The organism is Actinophytocola sp. NPDC049390, from assembly GCF_044466355.1.
Classification (GTDB): Bacteria; Actinomycetota; Actinomycetes; order Mycobacteriales; family Pseudonocardiaceae; genus Actinophytocola.
In genome coordinates this window covers 35971-60164 of the sequence record NZ_JBITMQ010000005.1, presented here as the reverse complement: position 1 = coordinate 60164, position 24194 = coordinate 35971, and the positions used below count along the sequence as shown (strand labels likewise).

Genomic DNA, 24194 nt, shown 5'->3' with positions numbered 1-24194 from the left:
TGGCTCGCCTCCTTGGGCTCTCGGACGGCTTGTGACCGTTCTCGGCGGATGTACCGCCATAGTGTCACGCCTTCGAACGAGTGCGCGCCGTCCGCTTGACAGCATCGCTCCGACAGGCTCTAATTTCTGTTAGAGCCTCTAACGCAAGGAGCTGGACATGGAGATCGTGCTGACCGATCGAGGCGGCCCGGAGAAGCTGCGCATCGACGACACCGCCGCGGCCCCACCCGGTCGCGGCGAGGTGCGCGTGCGGGTGCTGGCGACCGGCGTGAGCTTCGCGGAGGTGCAGATGCTCAAGCACCGCTACCCGATGCAGCCGAAGTACCCGTTCGTGCCCGGCTACGACCTGGTCGGCGAGGTCACCTCGCTCGGCGAGGGCGTGACGGGGGTGGCCGTCGGCGACCGGGTCGCGGCGCTGCTGGTCACCGGCGCGTGGCGCACCCACGTGGTCATCACGGCGGACCGCCTCGTCCCGGTGCCCGACGGCCTCGACGCGGGCGTCGCGGCGGCGGCGACGATGAACGGGGTGACCGCGTGGCAGATGGTCCACGAGGTCGCCAAGGTGCGGGCGGGCCAGACGGTGCTGGTGCACGGCGCGTCCGGTGGCGTCGGCACACTGCTGGTGCAGGCGGCGGTGGCCGCGGGCGCGACCGTGCTCGGGACCGCGTCGGCGGCGAAGCACGACACCGTGCGGGCCCTCGGCGCGACGCCGATCGACTACCGGACCGAGGACGTGCCCGCGCGTGTGCGTGAGCTGGCACCGGGCGGCGTCGACGCGGTGTTCGACCACCTGGGCGGCGACAGCCTGCAGGTCTCGTACGACATGCTGGCCGACGGCGGGATCGTCGTGAACTACGGCAGCGCCACCACCCTCGACGAGAACAACCACTGGCTGGTCCCCTACCTGCGCACGATCCGCCGGTTCGCGTCGTGGTGGCTGGGCAAGGCGCTCGGCAGGGCCCGGGGCCGCCGCGCCACGTTCTACTACGTGAAGGCGGGGCCGTCGTTCAACCGCGCGCTGGCCGAGGTGTACCGGCTGGTGGCCGACGGCGAACTGGCCCCGCCCATCGACCAGCGCCTGCCGCTGACCGAGGCCGCCAAGGGCCTGCGCCTGCTGATGGACGGCAGGGCGACGGGCAAGATCGTGCTGGAGGCGTGACCCGTCACAGGATCCTCAGCACCGCGCACAGCCACCTGTCGCCGTGTCTCTCGAACCGTGCCGAGGCCGCCGCCATCCGCTCCCTGCCTTCGGGGAAGCGCATCCCGATCACCGCGCTGACCTCCACCACCGAGTCCACCGGGTAGCACGTCCGCAACCCGCACAGCACGTGCCGCACACCCGGCCGCACCGTCCGCAGCCTGGTCAGCAACGCCTCGAACGCGGCGTCCGGCAGCAGCGACCGCAGCTGCCCGACCGGACGCCTGCCGTCCAGCACCTCCAGCACCCGCCGCAACACCTGCGCGAGCGCGGACGGCGGGACCGGTGGCCCGTCCGGCTCGGGCAGCGGTGGCACCAGCCGCAGCTGCGGACCGCTCGCCGGCCGCAGACTCGACCACCGCATCGGTGGGCCGTCCTCGTCGCCGGGTTCGTCGCCGGGTTCGTAGTCCGGCAGCTGCCGGAGGTGGAGTTGTCGGTACGACTCGTCGTCGTGGAGAGCGGGTACGGTCATGCCCTACTGAGCCGGTCGACCGTCTCAGTAGGACAAATACCACTCCATGGGATGGCCTGGTCACTGACCGTGTCGGCGCACCAGGTCGAAGCACAGCACGGCCGCCGCACTGGCCACGTTCAGCGACTCCACACCACCCGCCATGGGGATCGAGATCAGCCCGGTGACGTGCTCGCGGACCTCGGGGCTCACGCCCGCGGTCTCTCCGCCGAGCACGTACGCGGCCCGCTTCGGCAGTTCGGCGTCGAACAACGACCGGCGAGCCGCGCCGTCCAGCGCGAACAGGGGATACCCGGCGTCGCGGAGCGCGACGCAGGCCTCCTCCGCCGTGTAGCAACGCAGCACTGGCGCGTGGAAGGCCACGCCCGCGGAGGCCTTCACGACCAGCGGATCGATGCTCGCCACGCCACGCCGGGGCACCACGATCCCCTCGACCCCGGCGGCGGTCGCGGTGCGCAGGATCATCCCGACGTTGGCGGGCGTGGTGATCCCGTCGAGCACGAGCACCGTCGCCGGCCGCGCGGCCAGCCCGTCGGCGAGCCGCCGCATGCGGGGCGCGACGACGTCGGCGAGCACGCCCTGGTCCTGCTTCCCGTTCCCCGCCAGCACCTTCACCCGGTGCGCGCTGGCCCGCTCGACCCGCACGGACCGCGCACCGGCGGCGTCGAGGATCTCCCTGGCAGCGGCGCCGCGGGCGTTGTCGGCGAGGATGACCTTGTCCACGTCGAGCCGCCGGTCGGCGAGCGCCTCCAGCACGGGCTTGCGACCGAACACGGTCACGAACCGGTCCTTCGGTGATTGGCCGTCCACGGCGAGAGCATCGCACGTCACCGATGTGTCAGGATCTAGGCCTTGCCCGCCGAACGGGGAACGGGAGCACGGTGAGGGTCTACATACCGGCCACGGTGTTGATGCTGCGGACGCTGAACGCCGCGGGGGAACTGTCCGCCGTGAACCACACGGCGTTCGCGCTGACACCGATGCTGCGCGAGTCCTATGCGTCGGGGACGTCGGAGGAACTGGAGTACGCGGCCATGCTCGAGGCGGCCCGCGCGTCACTCCGGCTGCTGGCGGCCGAACTGGAGGAGGACCCGGAGCTGGTGCTTCCCCGGCGAGCCGTGGTGTCCGCGGACGTCGACGGCGCCACCCTCCGCCCGGACCTGGACTACGCGGTGGTGCGCCTCGCGGGGCCCGTGCAGCTGAAGCAGGTCGCGGCCGTCCACCTCGACACCTCGGACGCGGAAACCGCTGTGCGAGGCGCCGCGGCGGTGGTGGACCAGGCAGACCTCGGCGACGGCGACGCCGAGTTCACCCTGGGTGAGGCAGAGGACCACGAGCTGGCCTGGTACTCGCCGGAGGAACTGCCGTTCCTGCTGGAGCTGCTGTAACGCCCTGAAAGACGCTTTCGGGACACTCAACGTCCCGAAAGCGTCTTTCAGGGCAGCGCTCAGCGAAGTCCTACCGGCGCGGGCCCTTCTTGCCCTTCTTCTGCGCCGCGCGCTCGGCGGCGCGACGCTCCCGGCGGGTGCCGCCACCGGAACCACCGGAGCCACCGGAGCCGTTGCCGTTGCCGCCGCCCGTGTTGCGCGACTCGACCCCGCCACCCTCGGCGGGACCGCTGTAGGTCAGCTTCTGCGGCCCACCGGGAGGCGCCCCGAGCCCCTTCCCACGAAGGGCGGGCGGGATCTTCTCCTCGGCGGCGGCGGCCTCAGCCGCCCGCGCGGCCTGCGCCGCCTGCGCGGCAGCGGCGGCACGCTGGGCCCGCACGACCCGGTCCGCGGCCGACGGCAGCGACGCGGCGTCCGACGGCTCCGGCTCCGGCTGCTCGACCTGCAGGTTGAACAGGTACCCGACGCACTCCTCCTTCAGCGCCTCGAGCATGCCCGCGAACATGTCGTAGCCCTCGCGCTGGTACTCGATCAGCGGGTCGCGCTGCGCCATGGCCCGCAGGCCGATGCCCTGCTTGAGGTAGTCCATCTCGTACAGGTGCTCGCGCCACTTGCGGTCCAGGACCGACAGCATGACCTGCCGCTCCAGCCGCCGCATGGCGTCCTGGCCGGCCTTCGCGTCGATCTCCGTCTCGCGTTCGCGGTACGCGCGCTTCGCGTCGTCGACGATGATCTGCTCGAGGTACTCCGAGGTGAGGTCGTTGCCCTCGTTCTCGGCCTCCTCGGCGACGTCGTCGAACCGCAGCGAGATCGGGTACAGCGTCTTGAGCGCCGTCCACAGCTTCTCGTGGTCCCAGTCCTCGGAGTAGCCGCCGCCGGTCTCGGCGCGCACGTACTCCGTCACCACGTCGACGATCATGTTCTCGACCTGGTCGTGCAGGTTCTCACCGCGCAGCACGCGGTTGCGCTCGCCGTAGATGACGGTGCGCTGCCGGTTCATGACCTCGTCGTACTTGAGGACGTCCTTGCGGATCTCGAAGTTCTGCTGCTCGACCTGCGTCTGCGCGCTCCGGATCGCGCGGGTGACCATCTTCGCCTCGATCGGCTGGTCGTCCGGCACCCGCATGGTCACCATGACCCGCTCGACGAACTGGGCGTTGAACCGCCGCATCAGCTCGTCGCCCAGCGACAGGTAGAACCGCGACTCGCCCGGGTCACCCTGACGGCCGGAGCGACCACGGAGCTGGTTGTCGATGCGCCGCGACTCGTGCCGCTCGGTGCCCAGCACGTACAGGCCACCGGCCTCGCGGACCTCCTCGGCCTCCGCCCGGACGTCCTCCTTGGCCTTCTCGAGCTCCGCGGGCAGCGCGGCGATCCAGTCCTCCGGCGTCTCGATCGGGTCGAGGCCACGGGCACGCAGCCTGCTCTCCGCCACGTGGTCCGGGTTGCCGCCGAGCACGATGTCGGTACCACGGCCCGCCATGTTCGTCGCGACCGTGACCGCGCCCTTGTGGCCTGCCTCGGCGACGATCGCCGACTCCTTCTCGTGGTGCTTCGCGTTCAGCACGTTGTGCGGGATCCGGCGCTTGACCAGCAGCTTCGACAGGTACTCGGACCGCTCCACCGACGTGGTGCCGACCAGCACCGGCTGGCCGTTCTCGTACCGCTCGGCGATGTCGTCGGCGACCGCCTCGAACTTCGCCTCCTCGGTCTTGTAGATGAGGTCGGAGCGGTCGATGCGGACCATGGGCCGGTTCGTCGGGATCGGCACGACGCCCAGCTTGTAGGTGTTCTGGAACTCCGCGGCCTCGGTCTCGGCCGTACCGGTCATGCCGGACAGCTTGTCGTAGAGGCGGAAGTAGTTCTGGAGGGTGATCGTGGCGAGCGTCTGGTTCTCGGCCTTGATCTCCACCTTCTCCTTGGCCTCGATGGCCTGGTGCATGCCCTCGTTGTAGCGGCGGCCGGCCAGGATGCGGCCGGTGAACTCGTCGACGATCAGGACCTCGCCGTTGCGGACGATGTAGTCCTTGTCGAGCTTGAACAGCTCCTTCGCCTTCAGCGAGTTGTTCAGGTACCCGACGAGCGGGGTGTTGGCCGCCTCGTACAGGTTCTCGATGCCCAGCTGGTCCTCGATGAAGGCGACGCCCGCCTCGGTGACGCCGACCGTGCGCTTGCGCTCGTCGACCTCGTAGTGGGTGTCCTTCTTCATCATCGGCGCCATCCGCGCGAACTCCTGGTACCAGCGGGAGTTCTGGTCGGTGGGGCCGGAGATGATCAGCGGCGTCCGCGCCTCGTCGATCAGGATCGAGTCGACCTCGTCGACGATGGCGAAGTTGTGGCCGCGCTGGACCATGTCGTCCAGGCTCCACGCCATGTTGTCGCGCAGGTAGTCGAAGCCGAACTCGTTGTTCGTGCCGTAGGTGATGTCGGCCCGGTAGGCGGCGCGCCGCTGCTGCGGGTTCATCTCCGACAGGATCGCGCCGACCTCGAGACCGAGGAACCGGTGCACGCGGCCCATCCACTCGGCGTCACGTTTCGCCAGGTAGTCGTTGACGGTGACGACGTGGACGCCGTTGCCGGAGATCGCGTTCAGGTACGACGGCAGGACCGCGGTCAGGGTCTTGCCCTCACCAGTGCGCATCTCGGCGACCTTGCCCAGGTGGAGCGCGGCGCCGCCCATGAGCTGCACGTCGAAGTGCCGCTGGCCCAGGACCCGCTTGGCGGCCTCCCTGGTGACCGCGAACGCCTCGGGCAGCAGGTCACCGAGGGCGTCCTCGTCGGTCTCGTCCTTCGGCAGGTCCGGGTCCCGGTCCTCCTCGTACCGCTTGCGGAACTCGTCGGTCTTCGCGCGCAGCTGGGCGTCGGTCAGGTCGACGACCGTGTCTTCCAGGGCGTTGACCTCGTCCACGATCCGCTTCAGATGCTTGAGCGTCTTCCCCTCGCCCGCTCGAAGAATCCGGGACAGCACCATCAGGTTCAACCTCGCTCGCTGGATCGTGTGCGCGCCTATGACAGGGAGAGAGCAGTCTCGCCCTCCCCCATCGTAGGCCGTCCGCGCACCGGGCTGCCTAGACCGGCTCGTCGATCTTCACCTCGACCAGCTCGCAGGTGTACTTCGCGACCTTCTCGTAGACGTTCGCGCCGGGGACCTCCTCGGTCCCGATCTGGCCCGGTTCGAGCGTGCCGGTGTTGAAGATGCCGTCGGTGAGCTCGGCACCGGAGGCGTCCAGGAACTTGATGGTGCCGATGTACTCCATCGGCTCGTCGAGGGAGTTCGTGACCTCGACGGTCGCGCTCACGCCGATGGCGTCCCCCTCGCCGCACGTGACGATCTCGACGTCCTCGGCCAACTCGTCGGCGTTCTGCGCCTTGTTCTCGGCGTCCGCCGCCGAGGTGTCCTCGGTCGCGGTCTCCTGCTGCCCGGCCCGCTCCTGTGTGGCGCTGTCCCGCGGTTCATCGCTTCCGCACGCGCTCACACCGAGAAGAGCGGTGGTCCCCAACACGACGGCGATGATCTTGCTCTTGCACATGAGGTGGCACCCTAGCCACGTCCGCCACAGGGAGCGCATCGGCCGCGCACACGCGAAAGCCCCCGGACCGGCTTGTCCAGGGGCTTGTCGCGGTTCGTGTCAGACCAGCCTGATCACGCCGTAGTCGAAGCCCCTCCTGCGGTAGACGACGCTCGGCTTGTCGGCATCGGCGTCATGGAAGAGGAAGAAGTCGTGGCCGACCAGCTCCATCTGGTAGAGAGCCTGGTCGACGGTCATGGGCTTCGCCGGGTGCTCCTTCTCCCGGACGATCCTGCCGGGGAGGTTGTCCTCCTCAGCGCTTTCCCAGCGCTGGGCGGGTACCTCGGGGAGGCCTACGGCCTGCTCGGTTCGCGCGGGCAGCACCGCGGTCTGCGCGCGCCCGTTCGTGGCGGGCAGCGCGGAAAGTTCGGTGGAGGTGTGCGCGGTGGCTTCCGCGACGGAGGTCTGACTCCGGCGTCCGTAGTGCACGCGCCTGCGGTCATGCAGCCTGCGTAGCCGGTTCTCTAGCTTGGTGACTGCCGCGTCGAGCGCGGCGTAGAAGTCGCCCGCACATGCTTCCGCGCGTACGGCCGGGCCCCTGCCCTTGCCGGTGATCTCCACGCGCTGGCAGTTCTTCGACTGCCTGCGGTTGGGTTCGTGGAAGAGCTCCACGTCGAACCGGATCACCTTGCGGTCGTAGCGTTCGAGCCTGGTCAGCTTTTCCTCGACGTGCACTCGGTAGTGATCGGGCACCTCGACGTTGCGGCCTTTAACGACGATGTCCATACACAACCTCCCTCGCCAACAGCGAGATAGTGAGCGAACAGCGGCGCCGGAAATCGGATTCTCCAGGAGGCTGAGGGGCTCCCCCTCCTCAGCGACCCACCGGCGCCAGGGACATGGCTACTCGCCTCCTCCCTGCGAAAACCGGGAAAGCTGATGCCGAGACGTTATCTCGCGTTGTGCCTTTGCAAAAGCCCCCTCGGCGGGGGAACTTGCCCGTCCCGATCGTGTTACTGAGCGCAACGTGGCCCCCTTCCGCACGCGAGGACTCCCCGGCGGGACGCGCGCATCGCGCTCGGCCTGCCGGACCAGGCACGGTCGCCTTCCACGGTGATCGACTGAACGTGCCTTCCATACCTGTCCAACGATCTTCGGATGATCGAAGTTCCCCGAACAAGTTCACTCGGAAGGAGGTATCCACCTTCTTCCGACCGGTGAAACACCCGCGTCGGCGCGACTCTCGGCGACCACGGTTCCTCCTTCCGTGGCTTGGCTTTTCCTCGCCTTTTGTCGGTGCCCTGAGGCATCATGTCGATCATGCGTTCGATACTCGATCTGGTCCTGCCCAACCGCTGCGCCGGCTGCGACACCCCGGCCACCAACTGGTGCGCCGGGTGCGCCGGCTCGCTGAAGGTGCGCCCGGTGCCGCGCCCCGGCCTCGGCGCCGCGTACGCCCTCTCGGGGTACGAGGGCGCGGCACGCCGCGCGGTGCTGGCCTACAAGGAGAGGGGGCGCCACGAGCTGTCCGTGCCGTTTGGACGGGCGTTCGCCCGCGCCCTGCCCACCGTCCGAGCAGGACCGTACGTCGTGGTGCCCACCCCGTCCCGGCCGGCGGCCGCCCGTGCGCGGTACGGGCAGCACATGACGGCGGTGGCGCGGGCCTGCGCGTCGGCGTTGGTCCACGCGGGACACCGGGCGACTGTCGCACCGGTACTGCGGTTGTCCGGCCGAGCGCGTGACTCCGTGGGCCTGGACCAGGACGCGCGGGTGGCGAACCTGCGTGGCCGGTTGTGGTGCACGGGGCCCGCGCCGCGGGCCGCCGTCCTGCTCGACGACGTGATCACCACCGGCGCGACGGCCGCCGCCTGCGTGGCCGCGTTGCGGCGGCGGGGCAGCGAGGAGGTGACCGTGCTGGCGTTCACGGCCACGTAAGAGCCTCGCGCCCCCAAACCGTTTCCCGAGACGAAAGGAGCGAACCGATGCCTGGCCCTCAGCCCGGGTAGAACGGGATCGCGCTCGGGCCCTGGCCGTTCTGCAGCCGGTGCCACACCTGCCCGAGGCCGGACACCCGCGACACGGCGGCGCTGTCCGTGACGACCACGTCGCGGTCCGGGGCCGCGGTGACCGCGCGGACGGGCAACTGGAGGTTGTTCGGGTCGTAGATGTCGATGGTGAGACCGTCCAGCGACAGGTTGATCACCGGCATCTGCGGTTGGCCGGTGGCGACCACGAGCGTGTGCTGGTTCAGCCAGTCGACACCGACGGCGTTGACGATGATGGTGGGCGACAGGGTGCGCGGCAGCGACAGGCTGACCGAGTCCTTGTCCCGGACCACGGCGGCGAGCACGACCCAGCCCCTGCTGGTGACGATCGCGGCCCGCGTGCCGTCGCGGGACAGGCGCAGGTGGGTGATGTCGCCGAAGTTCTCGTTCAGTGCCGACGCGTTGACCTCGACCGAGCGCCACGTCTCGTCACCGGCGCGGACGACGCGGACGACGTTGCCGTCCTCGACGGTCCACACCTCGCTGGCTTCCTGGTCGCCGGTGGACACCCGCCACGTCGGTCTCGACATGGACGAGGCGTCCAGCGCGATCTCCTGCAGTTGCTCGCCGTAACGGCCGACGCGCAGGCTCAGCTTGCCGCCGGACCTGGTGACGACCGCGAGTTGCTCGCCGTCGATGGACTGGGCCGCGCTGACGACGTCGTACTGGCCGTCGCCTGCCGGACCGGGGACCGGTTTGCCGTCGCGCAGGTCGCGGAGCCTGCCGCCGGAGACGATCAGCCCCTGCTGGTCGGAACCGGGCTTGGTGGCGGCGTCGTACTGCTTGATGTCGGACAGGCGCCAGTCGCCGTGGCCCGGGATCAGGTCCTGGTTGTCGCCCTTGATGCGGAGGCGGCTGGACGTGACCGTCTGCAGCGACAGGACGATCTGGGCGGCGATCTTCTCGCGCTGCTCCTTGCTCTTGTCGCCGACCGGGTTGAGGTCGACGACGAGCGTGCCGTCGGTGTCGGGCACGACGTTCGTGCGGGCGCTGATCCCCTCGAGCGGGGACTCGACCGAGCGGCGCAGCGAGTCCGACGGACCGGACAGCAGGACCTTGACCACGCGGTCCGGCAGACCGGCCGCGGGCGCGGCGGGCACGTAACGCTGGTCGGGGACGGTGATGCGCAGGTCCGGGTCGAAGTAGTACACGGTGACGGGGCGGTAGCTCGTCTTGAAGTACGCGTACGGCACGTAGACGTCGTCCGGTGGGTCGTCGATGCGCCACTGGCCGTTCTCGCGCACGACGTCGACCTTGAACTCGGGCGTGCCGATCCGCGGGACGAACGCGTTGTCGGGGCCGAGCCTGCCGAGCTGGGTCACGCGCAGCACGACGACGACGCTTCCCTCCTCGACCCCGCCCTGGTCCTCACCGGACTCCTTCTGGTCGTCGTTGGACAGCGGCACGGTGCTGAAGGTGTCGTGGACGACGTACGGCTTGCTGTCCGCCGGCCAGTCGGCCTTGGCCCTCTCCGTGAGGTACATGGCCGCGGCCTCGGGGTTGCCCGAACGCTTCACGAACTCGCGCACGAGGTCGAACGCGTTGAGGTTCGCCGTCGGCGGACGTTCGGCGGCCTCGGTGACGAGCGGCTGGTTGTCGCGCACGGCGTGCGGCGTCGACTCTTCCGGGATGTTCGCGCAGCCGGAGAAGAGGAGCACGGCGCCGGCGAGCAGGCCGACGCGCAGGCGGCGTCTCATCGTGCCTCCTCCCAGACGGGGGCCGGTGGTTCGAGTTCCTGTTCCGCCGGTTCGGGCTCGGTGGCCGCGGTGGCGACCGTGACCCGCACGGCGTCGCCCTCACGGGGTTCGACGTCGGCGGAGGGCACGTCGGCGTCCGGTGGCGGCAACGGGAGCGGGTTGCCGGTGTACTCGACGCCCTGGCGGCGCGGCAGCGTCAGCCGGAAGCACGCGCCCTTGCCCGGCTCGCCCCACGCGTCGAGGCCGCCGCTGTGCAGGCGGGCGTCCTCGAGGCTGATCGCGAGCCCGAGGCCGGTGCCGCCGGTGTGGCGGTTGCGGGACGGGTCGGCGCGCCAGAACCGGTTGAACACGAGGTCGGCCTCACCGGTGCGCAGACCGACGCCGTAGTCGCGGACGGTCACGGCCAGCGCCTTGCCGTCGACGGCCATGCGCAGCCGGACCGGGTGACCGTCGCCGTGGTCGACGGCGTTCGCGAGCAGGTTGCGCACGATCCGTTCGATGCGGCGCGAGTCGACCTCGGCGGCCGCCTCGTCCTCCGGCAGGTCGAGGATGATCTCGCTGCCCGCGTTGCGTGCGATCGTGGCGACGGCCTGGGCGGCGCGCACGGCGATGGGCCGGACGTCGATGTACTCGGCGACGAGCTCCTCGACGCCCGCGTCCAGACGGCTGATCTCCAGCAGGTCGCCGAGCAGTGACTCGAACCGGTCGAGCTCGTCGACCAGCAGCTCGGTGGAGCGGGCGAGGCCGGGCGGGAACTGCTCGCGGGACGCGTGCAGCACGTCCGCGGCCATCCGCACGGTCGTCAACGGGGTGCGCAGCTCGTGGGACACGTCGGAGGTGAAGCGGCGCTGCAGCGTGCCGAACTCCTCGAGCTGGCTGATCTGCCGCTGGATGCTCTCGGCCATCTCGTTGTACGACTGGGCGAGTCGGGCAACGTCGTCCTCGCCGACGACGACCATGCGTTCGTCCAACTCGCCACCCGCGAACCGTTCGGCGGCCTGCGCCGCGCTGCGGACCGGCCGCACGACCTGACGGGTCACGAGGTTCGCGATGCCAGCGAGCAGCAACAGCAGCACGAGCCCGCCGACGAGCAGCGTGCTCTGCACGACGCCGATCGTGGACTGCTCCGCGGTCATCGGGTACAGCATGTACAGCTGCATCGGCTCCTGGCCGGACCCGAACGGCGCGCCGACGATCAGGAACGTGGTGCGCCCCGACGGCCGGTCCACGGTGTGGATCTGCACCGCGAGCCTGCGGTTCTCGACGAAGTGCTTGAGGCTCTCCGGCACGTCCGCGTACGGACCCGCGGTGATCATGGCCTCGTCGTCGGCCGAGATCGGCGGCTTGCTGGCGAGCACCGGCTCGAACGTGCCCGCCGACGAGCTGGCCGTGTCGGTGTTCGGGCTCGAGCTGGTCAGCTTGTTCAGCGCCTGGGTCAGCCGCGGGCGGACGTCGTCGACCGCGTAGTTGACACCGGTCAGCTCCCGCTGCGCCACCACCACCGCGTCGCGGGTGGCCGCGACCGCCGCCTCCTCCTTCGTCTCGAGGAGGCGGTTGGTGATCTGGTTCTGGAGCACCATGCCCAGCACGAACACCACGGCCGAGGAGAGCGCGAGCGTCGACACGACCACCCGCACCTGCAGGGAGCGCCGCCACAGCTCGCCGAAGTACACGGCGCGCTGCTGCCCGAAAGCGACCGCGCGGGCGCCGTGGCGGGCGACCGCGCGGAAGAACCGCTTCATCTGGACCTTCCGATCACGGCGGGCCGGCCTTGTAACCCACCCCGCGCACCGTCAACACCACCTCGGGATGCTCCGGGTCGGTCTCGACCTTGGACCGCAGCCGCTGCACGTGGACGTTGACCAGCCGGGTGTCCGCCGCGTGCCGGTAGCCCCAGACCTGCTCGAGCAGCACCTCGCGGGTGAACACCTGACGCGGCTTGCGCGCCAGCGCCACCAGCAGGTCGAACTCCAGCGGCGTGAGCTGGATGGCGACACCGTCACGGGTGACCTCGTGGCCGGGCACGTCGATCGTGAGGTCGCCGATGGACAGCATCTCGGCGGGCTCGGAGTCGGTGCGGCGCAGTCGCGCGCGCACCCGCGCGACCAGTTCCTTCGGCTTGAACGGCTTGACGACGTAGTCGTCGGCGCCGGACTCGAGGCCCAGCACTATGTCGACGGTGTCGCTCTTGGCCGTCAGCATGACGATCGGCACACCCGACTCAGCGCGAATCGCCTTGCACACGTCGATTCCGTTGATGCCGGGCAGCATCAGGTCGAGCAGGACCAGGTCGGGCCGCAGCTCGCGCAGCGCGGGCAACGCCCGGTTGCCTTCGGCCACCACCGCGGTGTCGAAGCCCTCGCCCCGCAGCACGATGGTCAGCATCTCGGCCAGGGCCGGGTCGTCGTCCACTACCAGCACACGTGCCTTCATGTATTACATGGTCGCACTTCGTGAAGGCCGCGTGCGCGAGACCCGGCCGGTTCGTCCTGTTTCCGTACTCCGAGTGATCGGTTGTAACGCTTCAGGTGGTCGCGGCAATCTATCTGTTGAAGGTTGAACCGGACGCACGGAGGAGCACGGCCATGGGCATCCGACGGCTCAACCACGCCGTGCTGTACGTCCGCGACGTGGACCGCAGCGTCGCGTTCTACACCAACGTCCTGGGCTTCACCGTGGTCCACCGCAGGCCGACGGCCGCGTTCCTGCGCGCCGCAGAGTCCGACAACGACCACGACCTCGGCCTCTTCGGCGTCCGGGGCAACGGCCAGATGTCGGGCACCGGGGTGGGCCTGTACCACCTGGCGTGGTCGGTGGGAACGCTGCCGGAACTGGCGGAGTTCGCGGAGAAGCTCGCCCAGGTGGGCGCTCTGGTCGGCTCGTCGGACCACGCGGTCTCGAAGTCCCTGTACGGCAAGGACCCGGACGGCCTCGAGTTCGAGATCTCGTGGTTCGTCCCCCGCGACCGCGTCACCGACGAGATGACGGCCAACCCCACCATCGCGCGCCTGGACATCGCCGCGGAAATAGCCCGCTGGGGCGACGACCTGGTGGGCGCTCCGTAGGTCCCTGTCGCTCCCCGGCTATTCGGCGAGTTTCTTCGCCAGTTCGTGCGCGTCCGGGGCCGTGGTGCCGTCGACGACGTGCCACGGGGCCAGCCAGCCGTCGCCCGCCAGGCCGTCGTACACCGCGGCCACCCTGGCCTGCAGCGCGTCGTCCGACTCCCACGTGTCGCGGCCCCGGTCGGCGTCCGCCAGCGCGCGGCGGGTCGAGCGTTCGGCCGCGACCGACGGGGCGACGCGCAGCAGCAGGTGCGCGTGCGGCACCGGCAGCCCGAACCGGTCGATCTCGATGTCCCGCACCCAGCGCACGAACTCACCGCGCGCGTCCTGGTGCACCCGGGCCGCGCCGAAGGCCGCGTTGGACGCCACGTAGCGGTCCAGCAGGACGAAGTCGTGCGTGTCGAGCGCGGCCCGCAGGTCGGCGGCGGCGCCCCGGCGGTCGAGCGCGTACAGCATGGCCATGCCGTACACCTCGTCGCCGAACGGGCCGAGCCTGCCGTGCAGGCCGTCGCGGACCAGGTCCGCGTGCACGTCCACGCCGTAGCGCGGGAACGCGAGCCGCGTGACCCGGCCGTCGAGCGCACCGTCGAGCGCGTCGGTGAGGGTGCGCTTGCCCGCGCCGTCGATGCCCTCGATCGCGATCAGTCGTCCCACGCGGGTCACCCTATGCGAACGGCACGTGCCACCACGGGCTGGTCCGGTCGCCCGTCAGCAGCCGGTGCGGCCCGAGCACGGAGACGTACATGTGCCCGTACTGCTCCTCGTCGAACCGGATCACCCGGCCGAGCGCGTAGCCAGCGCTGAAGTCGGCCCATGACGTGTAGTGCTGACGGCAGAGTTCGCCCGCGCGCAGCACGATCCGCTCGGCGGTCGGGTAGTCGCAGAAGCGGCCGCCGAAGCCCCAGCGGGCCATGTTGACGGCACGGCCGAAGTCGTAGCCGAAGACGCTCGTGACCATGCCGTCGTGCGGCAGCAGCCCGTCGGTGCGGAAGCGCGACTCGTACCGCGTGACCACGCCGGCGAGGCGGACCATCTCGTCGACGTCCCCGCCGTGCCGACGCGCCCAGGTGGCGACGGCGTTCTCCCAGGTCAGCAGGTCGTAGTGGCCCTGATGACGCAGCAGCACGCGCCGCACGTCCAGCACGGCGTCGACCTCCGGGCCGACGTTCATGCCCGCGAGCAGGTAGTCGACCTGCCGCGACCAGTCCGCCGCCGTCGTCACACCCCAGCTGTCGGCGAGCGTCTCGCGGTTCCGCGCGTAGTCGTGGACCGGGTCGTCCAGCGCGTTCCACGGGCTCGAGACGTGGACGGGGATGTGGGCACCGCAGGCGAAGCCGTGGGCCAGCGGCCCCCAGAACGGGCCCTGTGGGGCGCTGACCACCCCCTCGACGTGATCGCAGACCACCACGCCGCCGGAGTGTAGCCACGTGCAACGCGACGGGCGGCTCACTCCGTCCTTGGGACATGAGAATCGTCGCGGTGCTGCTGTTGGTGGTCCTCGCCGGGTGCGGGGCGCGGACACAGGCCCAGGAGGCGCCCGCGCCCGACCCGTTGCGCGGCACGACGTTCGTCGCCATGGCGGTGACCGAGGACGGCAAGCCGAGGCAGCTCGCGCCCAGGACCGAGCTGACCGTCGAGTTCACCGACGACGGCAGGCTGATCGCACGCGCGGGCTGCAACATCATGCAGGGCCAGGTGGACACGGGCGACGGCACGCTGACCGTCGACGGCGGCCTGTCGATGACGGAGATGGGCTGCGACCCGGCCCGTCACGACCAGGACGAGTTCGTGGCCGGGGTGCTGTCGGCGAACCCGACGTGGGAGCTGACCGACGGCCGCCTCACGATCCGCTCCGGCACGACGGTGTTCGACATGGCCGCGGAGGACGCGATGCCACGGGATCTGCAGGGCACGACGTGGGTGCTGGACACGCTGATCGACGGTGACGTCGCGTCGAGCACGGCGGCGGGCGCCCCCGAGGTGACGCTCGTGTTCGACGGCAAGAAGGTCACCGCCGACACCCACTGCAACGGCTACACCGCCGAGTACGTGATCGAGGGCGACACGATCACGTTCACCCCGGGTGCGTCGACGCTGATGGCGTGCGCACCTGAGATCATGGCCGGTGAGACGGCGGTGGCGGACGCGCTGCGGGACGAGGTGACGTTCGAGGTCACCGCCGACCGGTTGACGTTCACGCACCCGTCCGGCAAGGGGATCGGACTGCATGCCCAATGAGCTGCCCGAGATGACGTTCGCCGACCAGGCCGCGTTCGCGGCCTGGTTGGCCGACAACGCCGAGACCACCGGCGTGTGGCTGCGGATCGCGAAGAAGGGCACGGGGATCGAGTCCGTCGACCACGACGGGGCGCTGGCGGAGGCGCTGCGCCACGGCTGGATCGACGGCACCGCCCGCCGGGTCGACGACCAGTGGTTCGTGCAGAAGTTCACGCCGCGCACCAAGCGCTCCCGCTGGTCGAAGATCAACCGTGCGGCGGCGGAACGCCTGATCGCCGAGGGCCGGATGTTCCCGCGCGGCCTGCGCGAGGTCGAGGCGGCGAAGGCGGACGGCCGGTGGGAGGCGGCGTACGCGAGCTCGTCGACTTCGACGGTGCCGGACGACCTCGCCGCGGCGCTGGCCGCGTCCCCGAAGGCGGAGGCGTTCTTCCAGACGCTGACGAGCCAGAACCGCTACGCGATCCTGTACCGCGTGGAGGAGGCGAAACGCCCGGAGACCCGTGCGCGCCGGATCGAGAAGTTCGTCGGGATGCTGGAACGCGGCGAGACCCTGCACTGAGCCCGTCTCCGATGGCGGCCTCCGGCCCCCGGATTCCAGCGTAGCGGGGACCACCGACGGGAAACGGCGTTCAGGCGTGGGCAATGGACCGTTCGTACGCACAAGGCCGGCTCCCCGAACGGGGCGCCGGCCTTGTCGCTCAGAAAAGATCAGTACCGGTAGTGGTCCGACTTGTACGGGCCCTCGACGTCGACGTCGATGTACTCGGCCTGCTCCTTGGACAGCTTGGTGAGCTGGCCGCCCAGCGCTTCGAGGTGGATCCGCGCCACCTTCTCGTCGAGCTTCTTCGGCAGCCGGAACACCTCCTTGTCGTACTCCTCGTTCTTGGTGAACAGCTCGATCTGCGCGATCACCTGGTTCGAGAAGGAGTTCGACATCACGAAGCTCGGGTGGCCGGTCGCGTTGCCGAGGTTCATGAGGCGGCCCTCGGACAGCACGATGATCGAGTGCCCGTCCGGGAAGACCCACTCGTCGACCTGCGGCTTGATGTTGATCCGGTGGATGCCCGGGTAGCGCTGCAGACCGGCCATGTCGATCTCGTTGTCGAAGTGGCCGACGTTGCCGACGATCGTCTGGTGCTTCATCTTCGCCATGTGCTCGGCCATGACGATGTCCTTGTTGCCGGTCGTCGTGATGACGATGTCGGCCTTGTCGAGCACGTCCTCGAGGCGCTGCACGTCGTACCCGTCCATCGCCGCCTGCAGGCCGCAGATCGGGTCGATCTCGGTGACGATCACGCGGGCGCCCTGCCCGCGCAGCGACTCCGCCGCGCCCTTGCCGACGTCGCCGTAACCGCAGACGACCGCGACCTTGCCGCCGATCAGCACGTCGGTGCCGCGGTTGATGCCGTCGACCAGCGAGTGGCGGATGCCGTAGCGGTTGTCGAACTTCGACTTGGTGACCGAGTCGTTGACGTTGATCGCCGGGAAGAGCAGCTCACCCGCGGCGGCGAGCTGGTACAGGCGGAGGACACCGGTGGTGGTCTCCTCGGTGACGCCCATGATCTCCTGGCCCTGGCGCGTCCACTTCTGCTTGTCGGCGGCCAGCGAGTTCCGGAGGGTCTCGAGGATGATCTTCCATTCCTCGGGGTCGTTGTCCTCCGGCTGCGGCACGACGCCCGCGGCCTCGTACTGCGTGCCCTTGTGGATCAGCAGCGTCGCGTCGCCGCCGTCGTCCAGCAGCATGTTCGGGGCGGTGTTCTCACCGGTCCAGGTGAGCATCCGCTCAGTGCACCACCAGTACTCCTCGAGCGTCTCGCCCTTCCACGCGAACACCGGGACGCCCTTGGGCTCCTCCGGCGTGCCGTGCGGCCCGACGACGACGGCGGCGGCGGCGTGGTCCTGCGTCGAGAAGATGTTGCAGGACGCCCACCGCACCTCGGCGCCCAGCGCGACCAGGGTCTCGATGAGAACGGCGGTCTGCACGGTCATGTGCAGGGAGCCGGAGATCCGCGCGCCACGAAGCGGGTAGACCTCGGCGTATTCGCGCCGGAAGGCCATCAGACCCGGCATTTCGTGCTCCGCGAGGCGGATCTCCTTGCGCCCGAACTCGGCCAGCGACAGATCTGCCACCGCGAAGTCCAGGTCGCCCACCGTCCGCAGGTATCGGCCAACGGTCTCGTCCTGGGTATTTACTGCGGTCATCCCGTGCATCCTCCAAACTCAATTGCCTCCAGAACACTACCGTTACCAACAGTTGATCGACTGGAGTGGTCATCGAGCCTGAAAGGAGGCGCCGGTTGTTGCCGCCCGGGCCGGACACCCGCGTCGTCGAGCTGCGTGTGCACGGGGTGATGGGCACCAGGCCGGAGTCACTGGTCTCGTCCGTCGCCGCCGTCGACGTGGCGGGCGACGGCCTCGGCCGGATCGTCCAGCCCGCCGACCGCCTCCTGCGTCCCGCGCCGGGGCCGATGCTGCGCGCCGAGGGACAGTCGATCCCGCGAGTCGTCGAGGGCTACGCCTGGGGCGGCATGACCTCGGGCGGCTGGGCCAAGGCCGCGTGGGCGGTGCTGTTCCCCTTCGCCCTCGCCAACGTCGCGCACTGGATGCTGCCGCCCATCCCCAGCGGGCACCGCATGGCACGTGGTCTGGGCGTCGCCTGCCGGACGCTACTGCGGCTCGCCGCCGTGCTTCTCACCGTCCTGCTCGTCACGCAGGCCGCGGTGGTGAGCCTCGACCTGCTCGCGGCACAGTGCCTCGCGCCAGGCTCGCCGTGTCTCGCGGGCACGGTGCCGGACTGGCTGCGGGAGACGTACCTGGTGCGCCCGGCGATCGGGCTGCTCCCCGTGCTGTTGACGATCTACGTGCTGCACCGCATCTCCTGTGTCGCGTGGGAGGTCGACGCCGGGTCCAACCCGGGCAACCCGCCGCCGACCCCGCCCAACGCGCGCGTCCAGCTCCCCGGCACGAACCTGGTCGCCGACCCCGACACGCCGACGTTGCGGGCGCTCCACCTGGTGGCGGCGCTGGCGACGGTCGCGCTGCTCCCCCTCGGCGGCGTGTTCACGGTGCCGCACGATCCGCTGTCCGCCGCGTTGTGGACGCTCGCCCTGATCCTGCTGGTGGTGGCGTTCGCCGGTGTGCTGCTGCTGGACGACCCGCGCGGCGCGACGCCCGGCAGGGCAGGCGCGTGGCTGCGCGGCGCGCTCGGACGGGTGAGCCGCCGGGTGCTGTACCTCATCGGCGTGCTGCTCGTGGTGGCGGCCGCGGCGAGCCGCGACCCGCTGCGGTTGACGGCCACCGAGCAGACCGTGGAGTCCATCGCCGCCGCGCTGATCGTCGTCGTCGTGGTGTTCGCCGTGCTGCTGGTGCCCGCCGCCCGCGTCGCGCGACGCGAGTGGCGCGCCCGGCCGAGGGAGCTGCGGCCGTGGGCCGGTGGCTGGATGGCGGCGCCGGTGCTCGCGGTGGCGGCACTCCTCGGCGGCGGTTTCGGTGCGGGCCTCGGCATCGCGGTGCGGCAGCTGCTCGGCACCGACGGCATGGAGGTGCCCGCCGGGTACGGGCCGGTGACGATGCTGTGGGGCGCCGGTGCGGTGCTCGGTGCGGTCGTCGCACTGGTGACGGTGCCGTTCGCGCTGGTCAAGCTGCGGTCGATCGACTCGGCGGAGGCGCGGCTGCTGGGCTCGCCGGTGCGGGAGTGGCGGACGGCCGGGTGGTTCCGGCAGCACCTGCACCACGTGGTGCTCGCGTGCTCCGGCGCGCTGGCGGCGGGTGCGGCCGTGGCGATCTACCTGCGGTTCGTCACGACGCCCGACTGGTTGCTGCCGCTGTCGACGGTCGGCGTGCTGGCGCTCGGCGCGCTCGCGGGCGGCCTGCTGCGCGCGGTGTACAACGCGGCGCGCGCGGCGGAGTCCGGGCGGCAGCTGGGGGTGCTGGCGGATCTGGCGTGCTTCTGGCCGAGGGAGGCGCACCCGATCGTGCCGCCGTGCTATGCCGTGAAGGTGGCGCCCGAGGTGGCCGCGCGGGCCGTGTCGCACCTGGCCGAGCCGGGGACGCGCGTCGTGCTGATCGGCGAGAGCCACGGCAGCCTGCTGGTGGCGGTCGCCGCGGCGCGGTTGCTGAACTCGTTGAACGAGCCGGAACGCAGGCGGATCGGGGTCGTCACGGTCGGGTCGCAGTTGCAGTGGGCGTACACGCGGGCGTTCCCCGCGGTGCTGCCGTTCTCGGCCATGGGCACGCTCGCGGCGGAGCTGGGGACGCGGTGGCGGTCGTTGTGCCGGGGCACGGACCCGCTGGGCGGCGCGGTGTCGACGTGGCGGCGGCAGGTCTACGAGGATTCGTTGCTGGGCATGGGTTTCCGGGCGGACGGGACGCCTGGCCCGTTGGCCGCCGCGGAGCGGGGGCCGCACGGGGCGCTGGTGCTGGGACTCGATCACTGGCTGCCGGACCCGCGGCCGGCACCGGTGCCCGGGCGGCGGTGGACGCCCGGGCTGCAGCGGCACGCGAACTACGCGTCGGACCCGGAATGGGACCGGGCCGTGGCCATGGCCGCCGGGCTCGACCCGTCGGAGCCGCCGGTGCTGTTCTCACTCGGCGGCGGCAAGTAGCGCCGCCGCCGTGTCGTGGTGGCCCGCCTGTGCCAGCAGGCCTGCCGGGCCGAGACGGCCCTCGCGGTCGACCACCACCCGAGCGTCCTTGAGGACCGGGCCGAGGTTGCGTTTCAGCGCTGCTTCCGTTCCCGCCAGGGACGTCGCGTGGCGGAAGACGCCGCCGGACAGGACCAGCGTCGCCGCACCCTTCGGCCCCAACCGGCCGTCGATCATCCGCAGATGGCGGCGGATCGCGATCGTCGCCGCCAGTTCGGCGATGCGCAGGTCCGTGTTCCGCTCCTCGTCCGTCGCCGGGACGAAGTCGACGTTGTCGCCGCGGCGGCGGGCCTGCTCCGCCAGCTCGGTGTCCGGCGGGAGCAGGCGTTCCGCGATGGCTTCCGCGACCACGCCGGGCGCGCTCACCCGCATGCCGATGTCGCCCTCCACCGTCCGGCGGTCGGCGGGCAGCGCCACCGTTCTCGACGGTGCGTCGTCCATTGTGGACACAGCGGAGTAGACGTCGGTGGTCGCGCCGCCCACGTCGACCACCAGGACCGCGCCGTCCTCCTCCTGGGCCGCGAGGACCGCGACGCCCGACAGCACGGCATCCGGGGTCACCGTGCGCACCAGGTCGCGGAAGCGCGGGCCGCGGGACAGCCCCTTCCCGCCGATGACGTGGGACAGGAACACCTCGCGGATCGCCGCGCGCGCCGGGCCCGGCGACAGTTCACCGACGTCCGGCAGCACGTTGTCCGTCGGGACCACCGTGCGTCCCTCCAGTATGGACAACGCGGCCGGTTGGGCGTTCTTGTTGCCCGCCAACACGATCGGCACCGTCACGCGAGCGCGGGCAAGGCGGGTCGCGTTGTGCAGCAACACCTTCTCGTCGCCGCCGTCCGTGCCGCCGACCAGCAGCACCACGTCCGGGCGGGCCGCTCTCAGCGCGTGGACGTTCGACAGCTCGCCCGCCGACACGTGCACCACCTTCGCACCGGCCGACAACGCGACGCGGTGGCCCGCTTCCGTGCTCACCAGGCGTTCCTGGCCCACCACCGCGAGCCGCAGGCCGCCGCCCGCCGACGAGCACGCCAGCACCGTCGCGTCCCCGGCCGACAGCGCCTCGGTCACCGCCGCGACGCCGTTCATCACCTCCGGCGGGGTCGTTTCGTGCTGGGCCGTGCCCAGCAGGGTGCCGTCCTCGGCCAGCAGCGCGGCCTTCGTCCAGGTGGACCCCACGTCCACGCAGAGGTAGGTCACTGTTCCTTGCCCAGCACCGAGTGCCGCCTGCCGTACACGAAGTACACGACCACGCCCAACGCCATCCACACGAAGAACCTGACCCACGTCAGGATCGTCAGGTTCAGCATCAGCCACAGGCACGCGAGGATCGCGAGCACGCCGATCACCGGCAGCGCGGGCACCTTGAACGACCGCGGCAGGTCCGGCCGCGTGCGGCGCAGCACCATCACGCCCGCCGACACCAGGATGAACGCGAACAGCGTGCCCACGTTCACCATCTCCTCCAGCTTGCCCGCCGGGAAGAACGTGGCCGCCGCCGCGACCAGACCGCCGACGAGGATCGTCGCCCGGACCGGGGTGCCGTGCTCACCGGTGCGGGACAGTGCGCGGGGCAGGAGCCCGTCGCGGGACATGGCGAACAGCACGCGGACCTGGCCCAGCATCAGGACCATCACCACGGTCGTCAGGCCCGCGAGCGCACCGACCGAGATCACGTTCGCGGCCCAGTCCACGTCGTTCAGCGCGAACGCCGTCGCCAGGGTCTTCTGCTCGCCGTCCTCGCCCGTCGCCAGGTCCGAGTACCGGACCATGCCGGTCACCACCAGCGACACCAGCACGTACAGCACGGTCACGATCGCGAGCGAGCCGAGGATGCCGCGCGGCACCGCGTGCTTCGGGTTCCTCGTCTCCTCGGCGGTCGTCGCCACGACGTCGAAGCCGATGAACGCGAAGAAGACCAGCGACGCGCCGGCCAGCAGACCGAACACGCCGAACGCCGAGCTGGTGCCGCCGGCGAGCCACGAGAAGACCGTCTGGTCGACGCCCGTCGACGCGCTGCCGCCCGACTCGGCGGGGGGCACGTACGGGCTGTAGTTCGCGGCCTTGACGAAGAAGAAGCCGAAGACGATCACGAACAGCACGATCGCGACCTTGACGGCGGTGATCACCATGCTGACCCGCGACGACAGCTTCGTGCCCGCCGCCAGCAGGAACGTCAGCACGACCACCAGCAGCAGCGCGCCCCAGTTGACGGTGACACCGCCGACGTCGAACGACGTCGTCACGCCGTCGCCGAACATGTACGCCAGCACCGTGCGCAGGTACTCCGACCAGCCGGTGGCGACCGCGGCCGAGCCGACCGCGAACTCCAGCACCAGGTCCCAGCCGATGATCCACGCGACGAACTCGCCGAACGTCGCGTACGAGAACGTGTACGCGCTGCCCGCGACCGGCACCGTCGACGCGAACTCCGCGTAGCACAGCGCGGCGAGCCCGCAGGCGACCGCCGCGAGCACGAACGCGAGCGAGATCGACGGGCCCGTCAGGTCACCGGCCGTGCGGGCGGTCAGCGTGAAGATGCCCGCGCCGATGACGACCGCGACGCCGAACACCGTGAGGTCCCACGCGCTGAGGTTCTTCCTCAGCCGGGAACCCGGCTCGTCGGTGTCCTTGATGGACTGCTCGACCGATTTCGTCCGCGCCAACCCCGACCTCGGCACGTCACACCCCTCCCGATCACCGTCAGCTCCGACAGCTGACGATAACGCCGGATCGGGCTCAGGTGTTGGCGGGCGTGCGGTCCAGGTCGGGCTCGAGGTAGATGAGGCGGGCCGCCGGCACGCTCTCGCGGATGCGCTGCTCCGCCGCGTCGATCTCGCTCGCCACGTCCGCGAGCGGCAGGCCCGGCTCGAGCGCGATCTTGGCCGCGACCAGCAGCTCGTCCGGGCCGATGTACTGCGTGCGGATGTGGATCAGGCGCTGCACGCGGCCGCCCGCGATGGCGTTCTCGATCCGGTCGAGCTCGGTGTTCGTGGCGCCCTCGCCGATCAGGAGGCTCTTCATCTCGATGATCAGGATGACGGCGATCACACCGAGCAGCGCGCCGATCATGAGCGTGCCGATGCCGTCCCACACCGGGTCGCCGGTGATGACCGCCAGGCCGACGCCGAACAGCGCGAACACGAGACCGAACAGGGCGCCCGCGTCCTCCAGCAGCACGACCGGCAGTTCGGGCGTGCGGGACTGGCGGATGAAGCCCCACCAGCCGACGTCGCCCTTGATCTTGCGGGACTCGACGATCGCCGTGCGGAAGCTGTAGGTCTCCAGGCCGATCGCGACGACCAGGATGACGACCGCGACGAGCGGCGACGTCAGCGGCTCGGGGTGCTGCAGCTTGTGGATGCCCTCGTAGATCGCGAACGCGGACCCGAGGGTGAACAGCATCAGCGCGACGATGAACGAGTAGAAGTACCGGTCGCGGCCGTAACCGAACGGGTGATCCTTGGTGGCCTTGCGCTGGGACGTCTTCTGCCCGAGCAGCAGCAGGCCCTGGTTCGAGGTGTCCGCCACCGAGTGCACGGCCTCCGCGAGCATCGACGACGCCCCGGTGATCGCGAACCCGACGAACTTGGCCACCGCGATCCCGGCGTTCGCCCCCAACGCCGCGAGAATCGCCTTGGTACCGCCCCCTGCGCTCACCGTTCGCTCCTCATGCCAGGTCGGAATTGCCACAAAGCCGACAGCAGCCTAGAGACTTCCCCCGCCCCCTGTCTCACCACCCGCCCCGATTCACCCGCGAGTCACGCCCCAGAACACCGCGAGTCGCGCCCCCAAACACCGCGAGTCGCGTTCCCAGACACCGCGAGTCGCGTTTTCGGACACAACGAGTTGTGGGGGGGGGGGGGGGGGGGGGGGGGGGGGGCGACGACCACAGAGCGGACGGGCGGGAGGGCGCCGCCGCGGACGGCGGGTGCCCGCGCC

The 24194-nt window shown here is 70.6% G+C and carries 21 protein-coding genes; 7 read left to right on the top strand and 14 right to left on the bottom strand.

The window, feature by feature from the left end:
• Nucleotides 1-157: 157 nt before the first annotated feature.
• Nucleotides 158-1159: a medium chain dehydrogenase/reductase family protein gene (locus ACIBVP_RS16610; protein ID WP_396106995.1), complete on the top strand. Its 1002-nt coding sequence runs from the start codon at nucleotides 158-160 to the stop codon at nucleotides 1157-1159.
• Between the two features lie 4 nt (nucleotides 1160-1163).
• Here ACIBVP_RS16610 and ACIBVP_RS16605 read toward each other — a convergent pair whose 3' ends face one another.
• Both ACIBVP_RS16605 and ACIBVP_RS16600 read right to left on the bottom strand, forming a co-directional pair.
• Entirely contained in the window at nucleotides 1164-1670 is a 507-nt protein-coding gene (locus ACIBVP_RS16605) for an Rv3235 family protein (protein ID WP_396106994.1), read from the bottom strand.
• Between the two features lie 60 nt (nucleotides 1671-1730).
• Nucleotides 1731-2450, bottom strand: coding sequence for a TrmH family RNA methyltransferase (locus ACIBVP_RS16600; protein WP_396106993.1), 720 nt, complete (start codon nucleotides 2448-2450; stop codon nucleotides 1731-1733).
• A gap of 101 nt (nucleotides 2451-2551) precedes the next feature.
• Here ACIBVP_RS16600 and ACIBVP_RS16595 point away from each other — a divergent pair, with 101 nt between their 5' ends.
• Nucleotides 2552-3058: a DUF6912 family protein gene (locus ACIBVP_RS16595; RefSeq protein ID WP_396106992.1), complete on the top strand. Its 507-nt coding sequence runs from the start codon at nucleotides 2552-2554 to the stop codon at nucleotides 3056-3058.
• Between the two features lie 70 nt (nucleotides 3059-3128).
• On the opposite strand, the gene secA is transcribed toward ACIBVP_RS16595, so the two are convergent.
• The 3 genes from secA to hpf all read right to left on the bottom strand — a co-directional run bounded on the left by secA (nucleotide 3129) and on the right by hpf (nucleotide 7353).
• Complete coding sequence (gene secA, locus ACIBVP_RS16590) at nucleotides 3129-6029, bottom strand: preprotein translocase subunit SecA (protein WP_396106991.1); 2901 nt, start codon at nucleotides 6027-6029, stop codon at nucleotides 3129-3131.
• A 97-nt stretch (nucleotides 6030-6126) separates the two neighbouring features.
• Entirely contained in the window at nucleotides 6127-6588 is a 462-nt protein-coding gene (locus ACIBVP_RS16585) for a hypothetical protein (protein WP_396106990.1), read from the bottom strand.
• A 99-nt stretch (nucleotides 6589-6687) separates the two neighbouring features.
• Complete coding sequence (hpf, locus tag ACIBVP_RS16580) at nucleotides 6688-7353, bottom strand: ribosome hibernation-promoting factor, HPF/YfiA family (RefSeq protein WP_396106989.1); 666 nt, start codon at nucleotides 7351-7353, stop codon at nucleotides 6688-6690.
• A 534-nt stretch (nucleotides 7354-7887) separates the two neighbouring features.
• Between hpf and ACIBVP_RS16575 the strand changes: the two genes are divergently transcribed.
• A complete protein-coding gene (locus ACIBVP_RS16575) occupies nucleotides 7888-8502 on the top strand; it encodes a ComF family protein (RefSeq protein ID WP_396106988.1) in 615 nt (204 codons plus the stop codon).
• A gap of 58 nt (nucleotides 8503-8560) precedes the next feature.
• On the opposite strand, the gene ACIBVP_RS16570 is transcribed toward ACIBVP_RS16575, so the two are convergent.
• From ACIBVP_RS16570 to mtrA, 3 genes are read right to left on the bottom strand one after another with little or no spacing between them, the layout of a single operon-like run.
• Nucleotides 8561-10309, bottom strand: coding sequence for an LpqB family beta-propeller domain-containing protein (locus tag ACIBVP_RS16570; RefSeq protein ID WP_396106987.1), 1749 nt, complete (start codon nucleotides 10307-10309; stop codon nucleotides 8561-8563).
• Entirely contained in the window at nucleotides 10306-12051 is a 1746-nt protein-coding gene (mtrB, locus tag ACIBVP_RS16565) for an MtrAB system histidine kinase MtrB (RefSeq protein ID WP_396106986.1), read from the bottom strand. Before mtrB ends, ACIBVP_RS16570 begins: the two co-directional genes overlap by 4 nt.
• 13 nt (nucleotides 12052-12064) lie before the next feature.
• Nucleotides 12065-12742, bottom strand: coding sequence for an MtrAB system response regulator MtrA (gene mtrA, locus ACIBVP_RS16560; RefSeq protein ID WP_075123969.1), 678 nt, complete (start codon nucleotides 12740-12742; stop codon nucleotides 12065-12067).
• A 152-nt stretch (nucleotides 12743-12894) separates the two neighbouring features.
• Here mtrA and ACIBVP_RS16555 point away from each other — a divergent pair, with 152 nt between their 5' ends.
• Nucleotides 12895-13374 (top strand): VOC family protein, encoded by a 480-nt coding sequence (locus ACIBVP_RS16555; protein ID WP_396106985.1) that lies wholly within the window; start codon nucleotides 12895-12897, stop codon nucleotides 13372-13374.
• Nucleotides 13375-13392: 18 nt separating this feature from the next.
• Here the strand turns inward: ACIBVP_RS16555 and ACIBVP_RS16550 are convergent, their stop codons facing one another.
• Nucleotides 13393-14025: a dTMP kinase gene (locus ACIBVP_RS16550; protein WP_396106984.1), complete on the bottom strand. Its 633-nt coding sequence runs from the start codon at nucleotides 14023-14025 to the stop codon at nucleotides 13393-13395.
• Between the two features lie 10 nt (nucleotides 14026-14035).
• Nucleotides 14036-14779 carry a DUF1266 domain-containing protein gene (locus ACIBVP_RS16545; RefSeq protein WP_396106983.1) on the bottom strand — a complete coding sequence of 248 codons (744 nt, stop codon included), beginning with the start codon at nucleotides 14777-14779 and terminating at the stop codon, nucleotides 14036-14038.
• 56 nt (nucleotides 14780-14835) lie between these two features.
• Between ACIBVP_RS16545 and ACIBVP_RS16540 the strand changes: the two genes are divergently transcribed.
• Both ACIBVP_RS16540 and ACIBVP_RS16535 read left to right on the top strand, forming a co-directional pair.
• Nucleotides 14836-15609, top strand: a complete 774-nt coding sequence (locus ACIBVP_RS16540; protein ID WP_396106982.1) for an META domain-containing protein — start codon at nucleotides 14836-14838, stop codon at nucleotides 15607-15609.
• Nucleotides 15599-16168: a YdeI family protein gene (locus ACIBVP_RS16535; RefSeq protein WP_396106981.1), complete on the top strand. Its 570-nt coding sequence runs from the start codon at nucleotides 15599-15601 to the stop codon at nucleotides 16166-16168. Before ACIBVP_RS16540 ends, ACIBVP_RS16535 begins: the two co-directional genes overlap by 11 nt.
• Nucleotides 16169-16317: 149 nt before the next feature.
• On the opposite strand, the gene ahcY is transcribed toward ACIBVP_RS16535, so the two are convergent.
• On the bottom strand, nucleotides 16318-17811 hold the full coding sequence (gene ahcY / locus ACIBVP_RS16530; RefSeq protein ID WP_396106980.1) for an adenosylhomocysteinase: 1494 nt from the start codon (nucleotides 17809-17811) through the stop codon (nucleotides 16318-16320).
• 95 nt (nucleotides 17812-17906) lie between these two features.
• On the opposite strand from ahcY, the gene ACIBVP_RS16525 reads away from it, so the two are divergent.
• Nucleotides 17907-20213 (top strand): hypothetical protein, encoded by a 2307-nt coding sequence (locus ACIBVP_RS16525; RefSeq protein ID WP_396106979.1) that lies wholly within the window; start codon nucleotides 17907-17909, stop codon nucleotides 20211-20213.
• Here the strand turns inward: ACIBVP_RS16525 and ACIBVP_RS16520 are convergent.
• From ACIBVP_RS16520 to ACIBVP_RS16510, 3 genes are read right to left on the bottom strand one after another with little or no spacing between them, the layout of a single operon-like run.
• Entirely contained in the window at nucleotides 20193-21452 is a 1260-nt protein-coding gene (locus tag ACIBVP_RS16520) for a glutamate mutase L (RefSeq protein ID WP_396106978.1), read from the bottom strand. The genes ACIBVP_RS16525 and ACIBVP_RS16520 overlap by 21 nt on opposite strands.
• Nucleotides 21449-22933: an amino acid permease gene (locus tag ACIBVP_RS16515; protein ID WP_396106977.1), complete on the bottom strand. Its 1485-nt coding sequence runs from the start codon at nucleotides 22931-22933 to the stop codon at nucleotides 21449-21451. The genes ACIBVP_RS16520 and ACIBVP_RS16515 overlap by 4 nt, the downstream gene beginning before the upstream one ends.
• A gap of 58 nt (nucleotides 22934-22991) precedes the next feature.
• Nucleotides 22992-23912, bottom strand: a complete 921-nt coding sequence (locus ACIBVP_RS16510) for a cation diffusion facilitator family transporter (RefSeq protein WP_396106976.1) — start codon at nucleotides 23910-23912, stop codon at nucleotides 22992-22994.
• Nucleotides 23913-24194: the final 282 nt, after the last annotated feature.

Excerpts from the sequence above, each read along its gene's own strand:
- ACIBVP_RS16555 (WP_396106985.1), top strand. The coding sequence starts at position 12,895 with ATGGGCATCCGACGGCTCAACCACGCCGTGCTGTACGTCCGCGACGTG.
- mtrB (WP_396106986.1), bottom strand. The coding sequence starts at position 12,051 with ATGAAGCGGTTCTTCCGCGCGGTCGCCCGCCACGGCGCCCGCGCGGTC.
- ACIBVP_RS16585 (WP_396106990.1), bottom strand. The coding sequence starts at position 6,588 with ATGTGCAAGAGCAAGATCATCGCCGTCGTGTTGGGGACCACCGCTCTT.
- mtrA (WP_075123969.1), bottom strand. The coding sequence starts at position 12,742 with ATGAAGGCACGTGTGCTGGTAGTGGACGACGACCCGGCCCTGGCCGAG.
- ACIBVP_RS16605 (WP_396106994.1), bottom strand. The coding sequence starts at position 1,670 with ATGACCGTACCCGCTCTCCACGACGACGAGTCGTACCGACAACTCCAC.
- ahcY (WP_396106980.1), bottom strand. The coding sequence starts at position 17,811 with ATGACCGCAGTAAATACCCAGGACGAGACCGTTGGCCGATACCTGCGG.
- ACIBVP_RS16575 (WP_396106988.1), top strand. The coding sequence starts at position 7,888 with ATGCGTTCGATACTCGATCTGGTCCTGCCCAACCGCTGCGCCGGCTGC.
- hpf (WP_396106989.1), bottom strand. The coding sequence starts at position 7,353 with ATGGACATCGTCGTTAAAGGCCGCAACGTCGAGGTGCCCGATCACTAC.
- ACIBVP_RS16540 (WP_396106982.1), top strand. The coding sequence starts at position 14,836 with ATGAGAATCGTCGCGGTGCTGCTGTTGGTGGTCCTCGCCGGGTGCGGG.
- ACIBVP_RS16610 (WP_396106995.1), top strand. The coding sequence starts at position 158 with ATGGAGATCGTGCTGACCGATCGAGGCGGCCCGGAGAAGCTGCGCATC.
- ACIBVP_RS16535 (WP_396106981.1), top strand. The coding sequence starts at position 15,599 with ATGCCCAATGAGCTGCCCGAGATGACGTTCGCCGACCAGGCCGCGTTC.
- ACIBVP_RS16570 (WP_396106987.1), bottom strand. The coding sequence starts at position 10,309 with ATGAGACGCCGCCTGCGCGTCGGCCTGCTCGCCGGCGCCGTGCTCCTC.
- secA (WP_396106991.1), bottom strand. The coding sequence starts at position 6,029 with ATGGTGCTGTCCCGGATTCTTCGAGCGGGCGAGGGGAAGACGCTCAAG.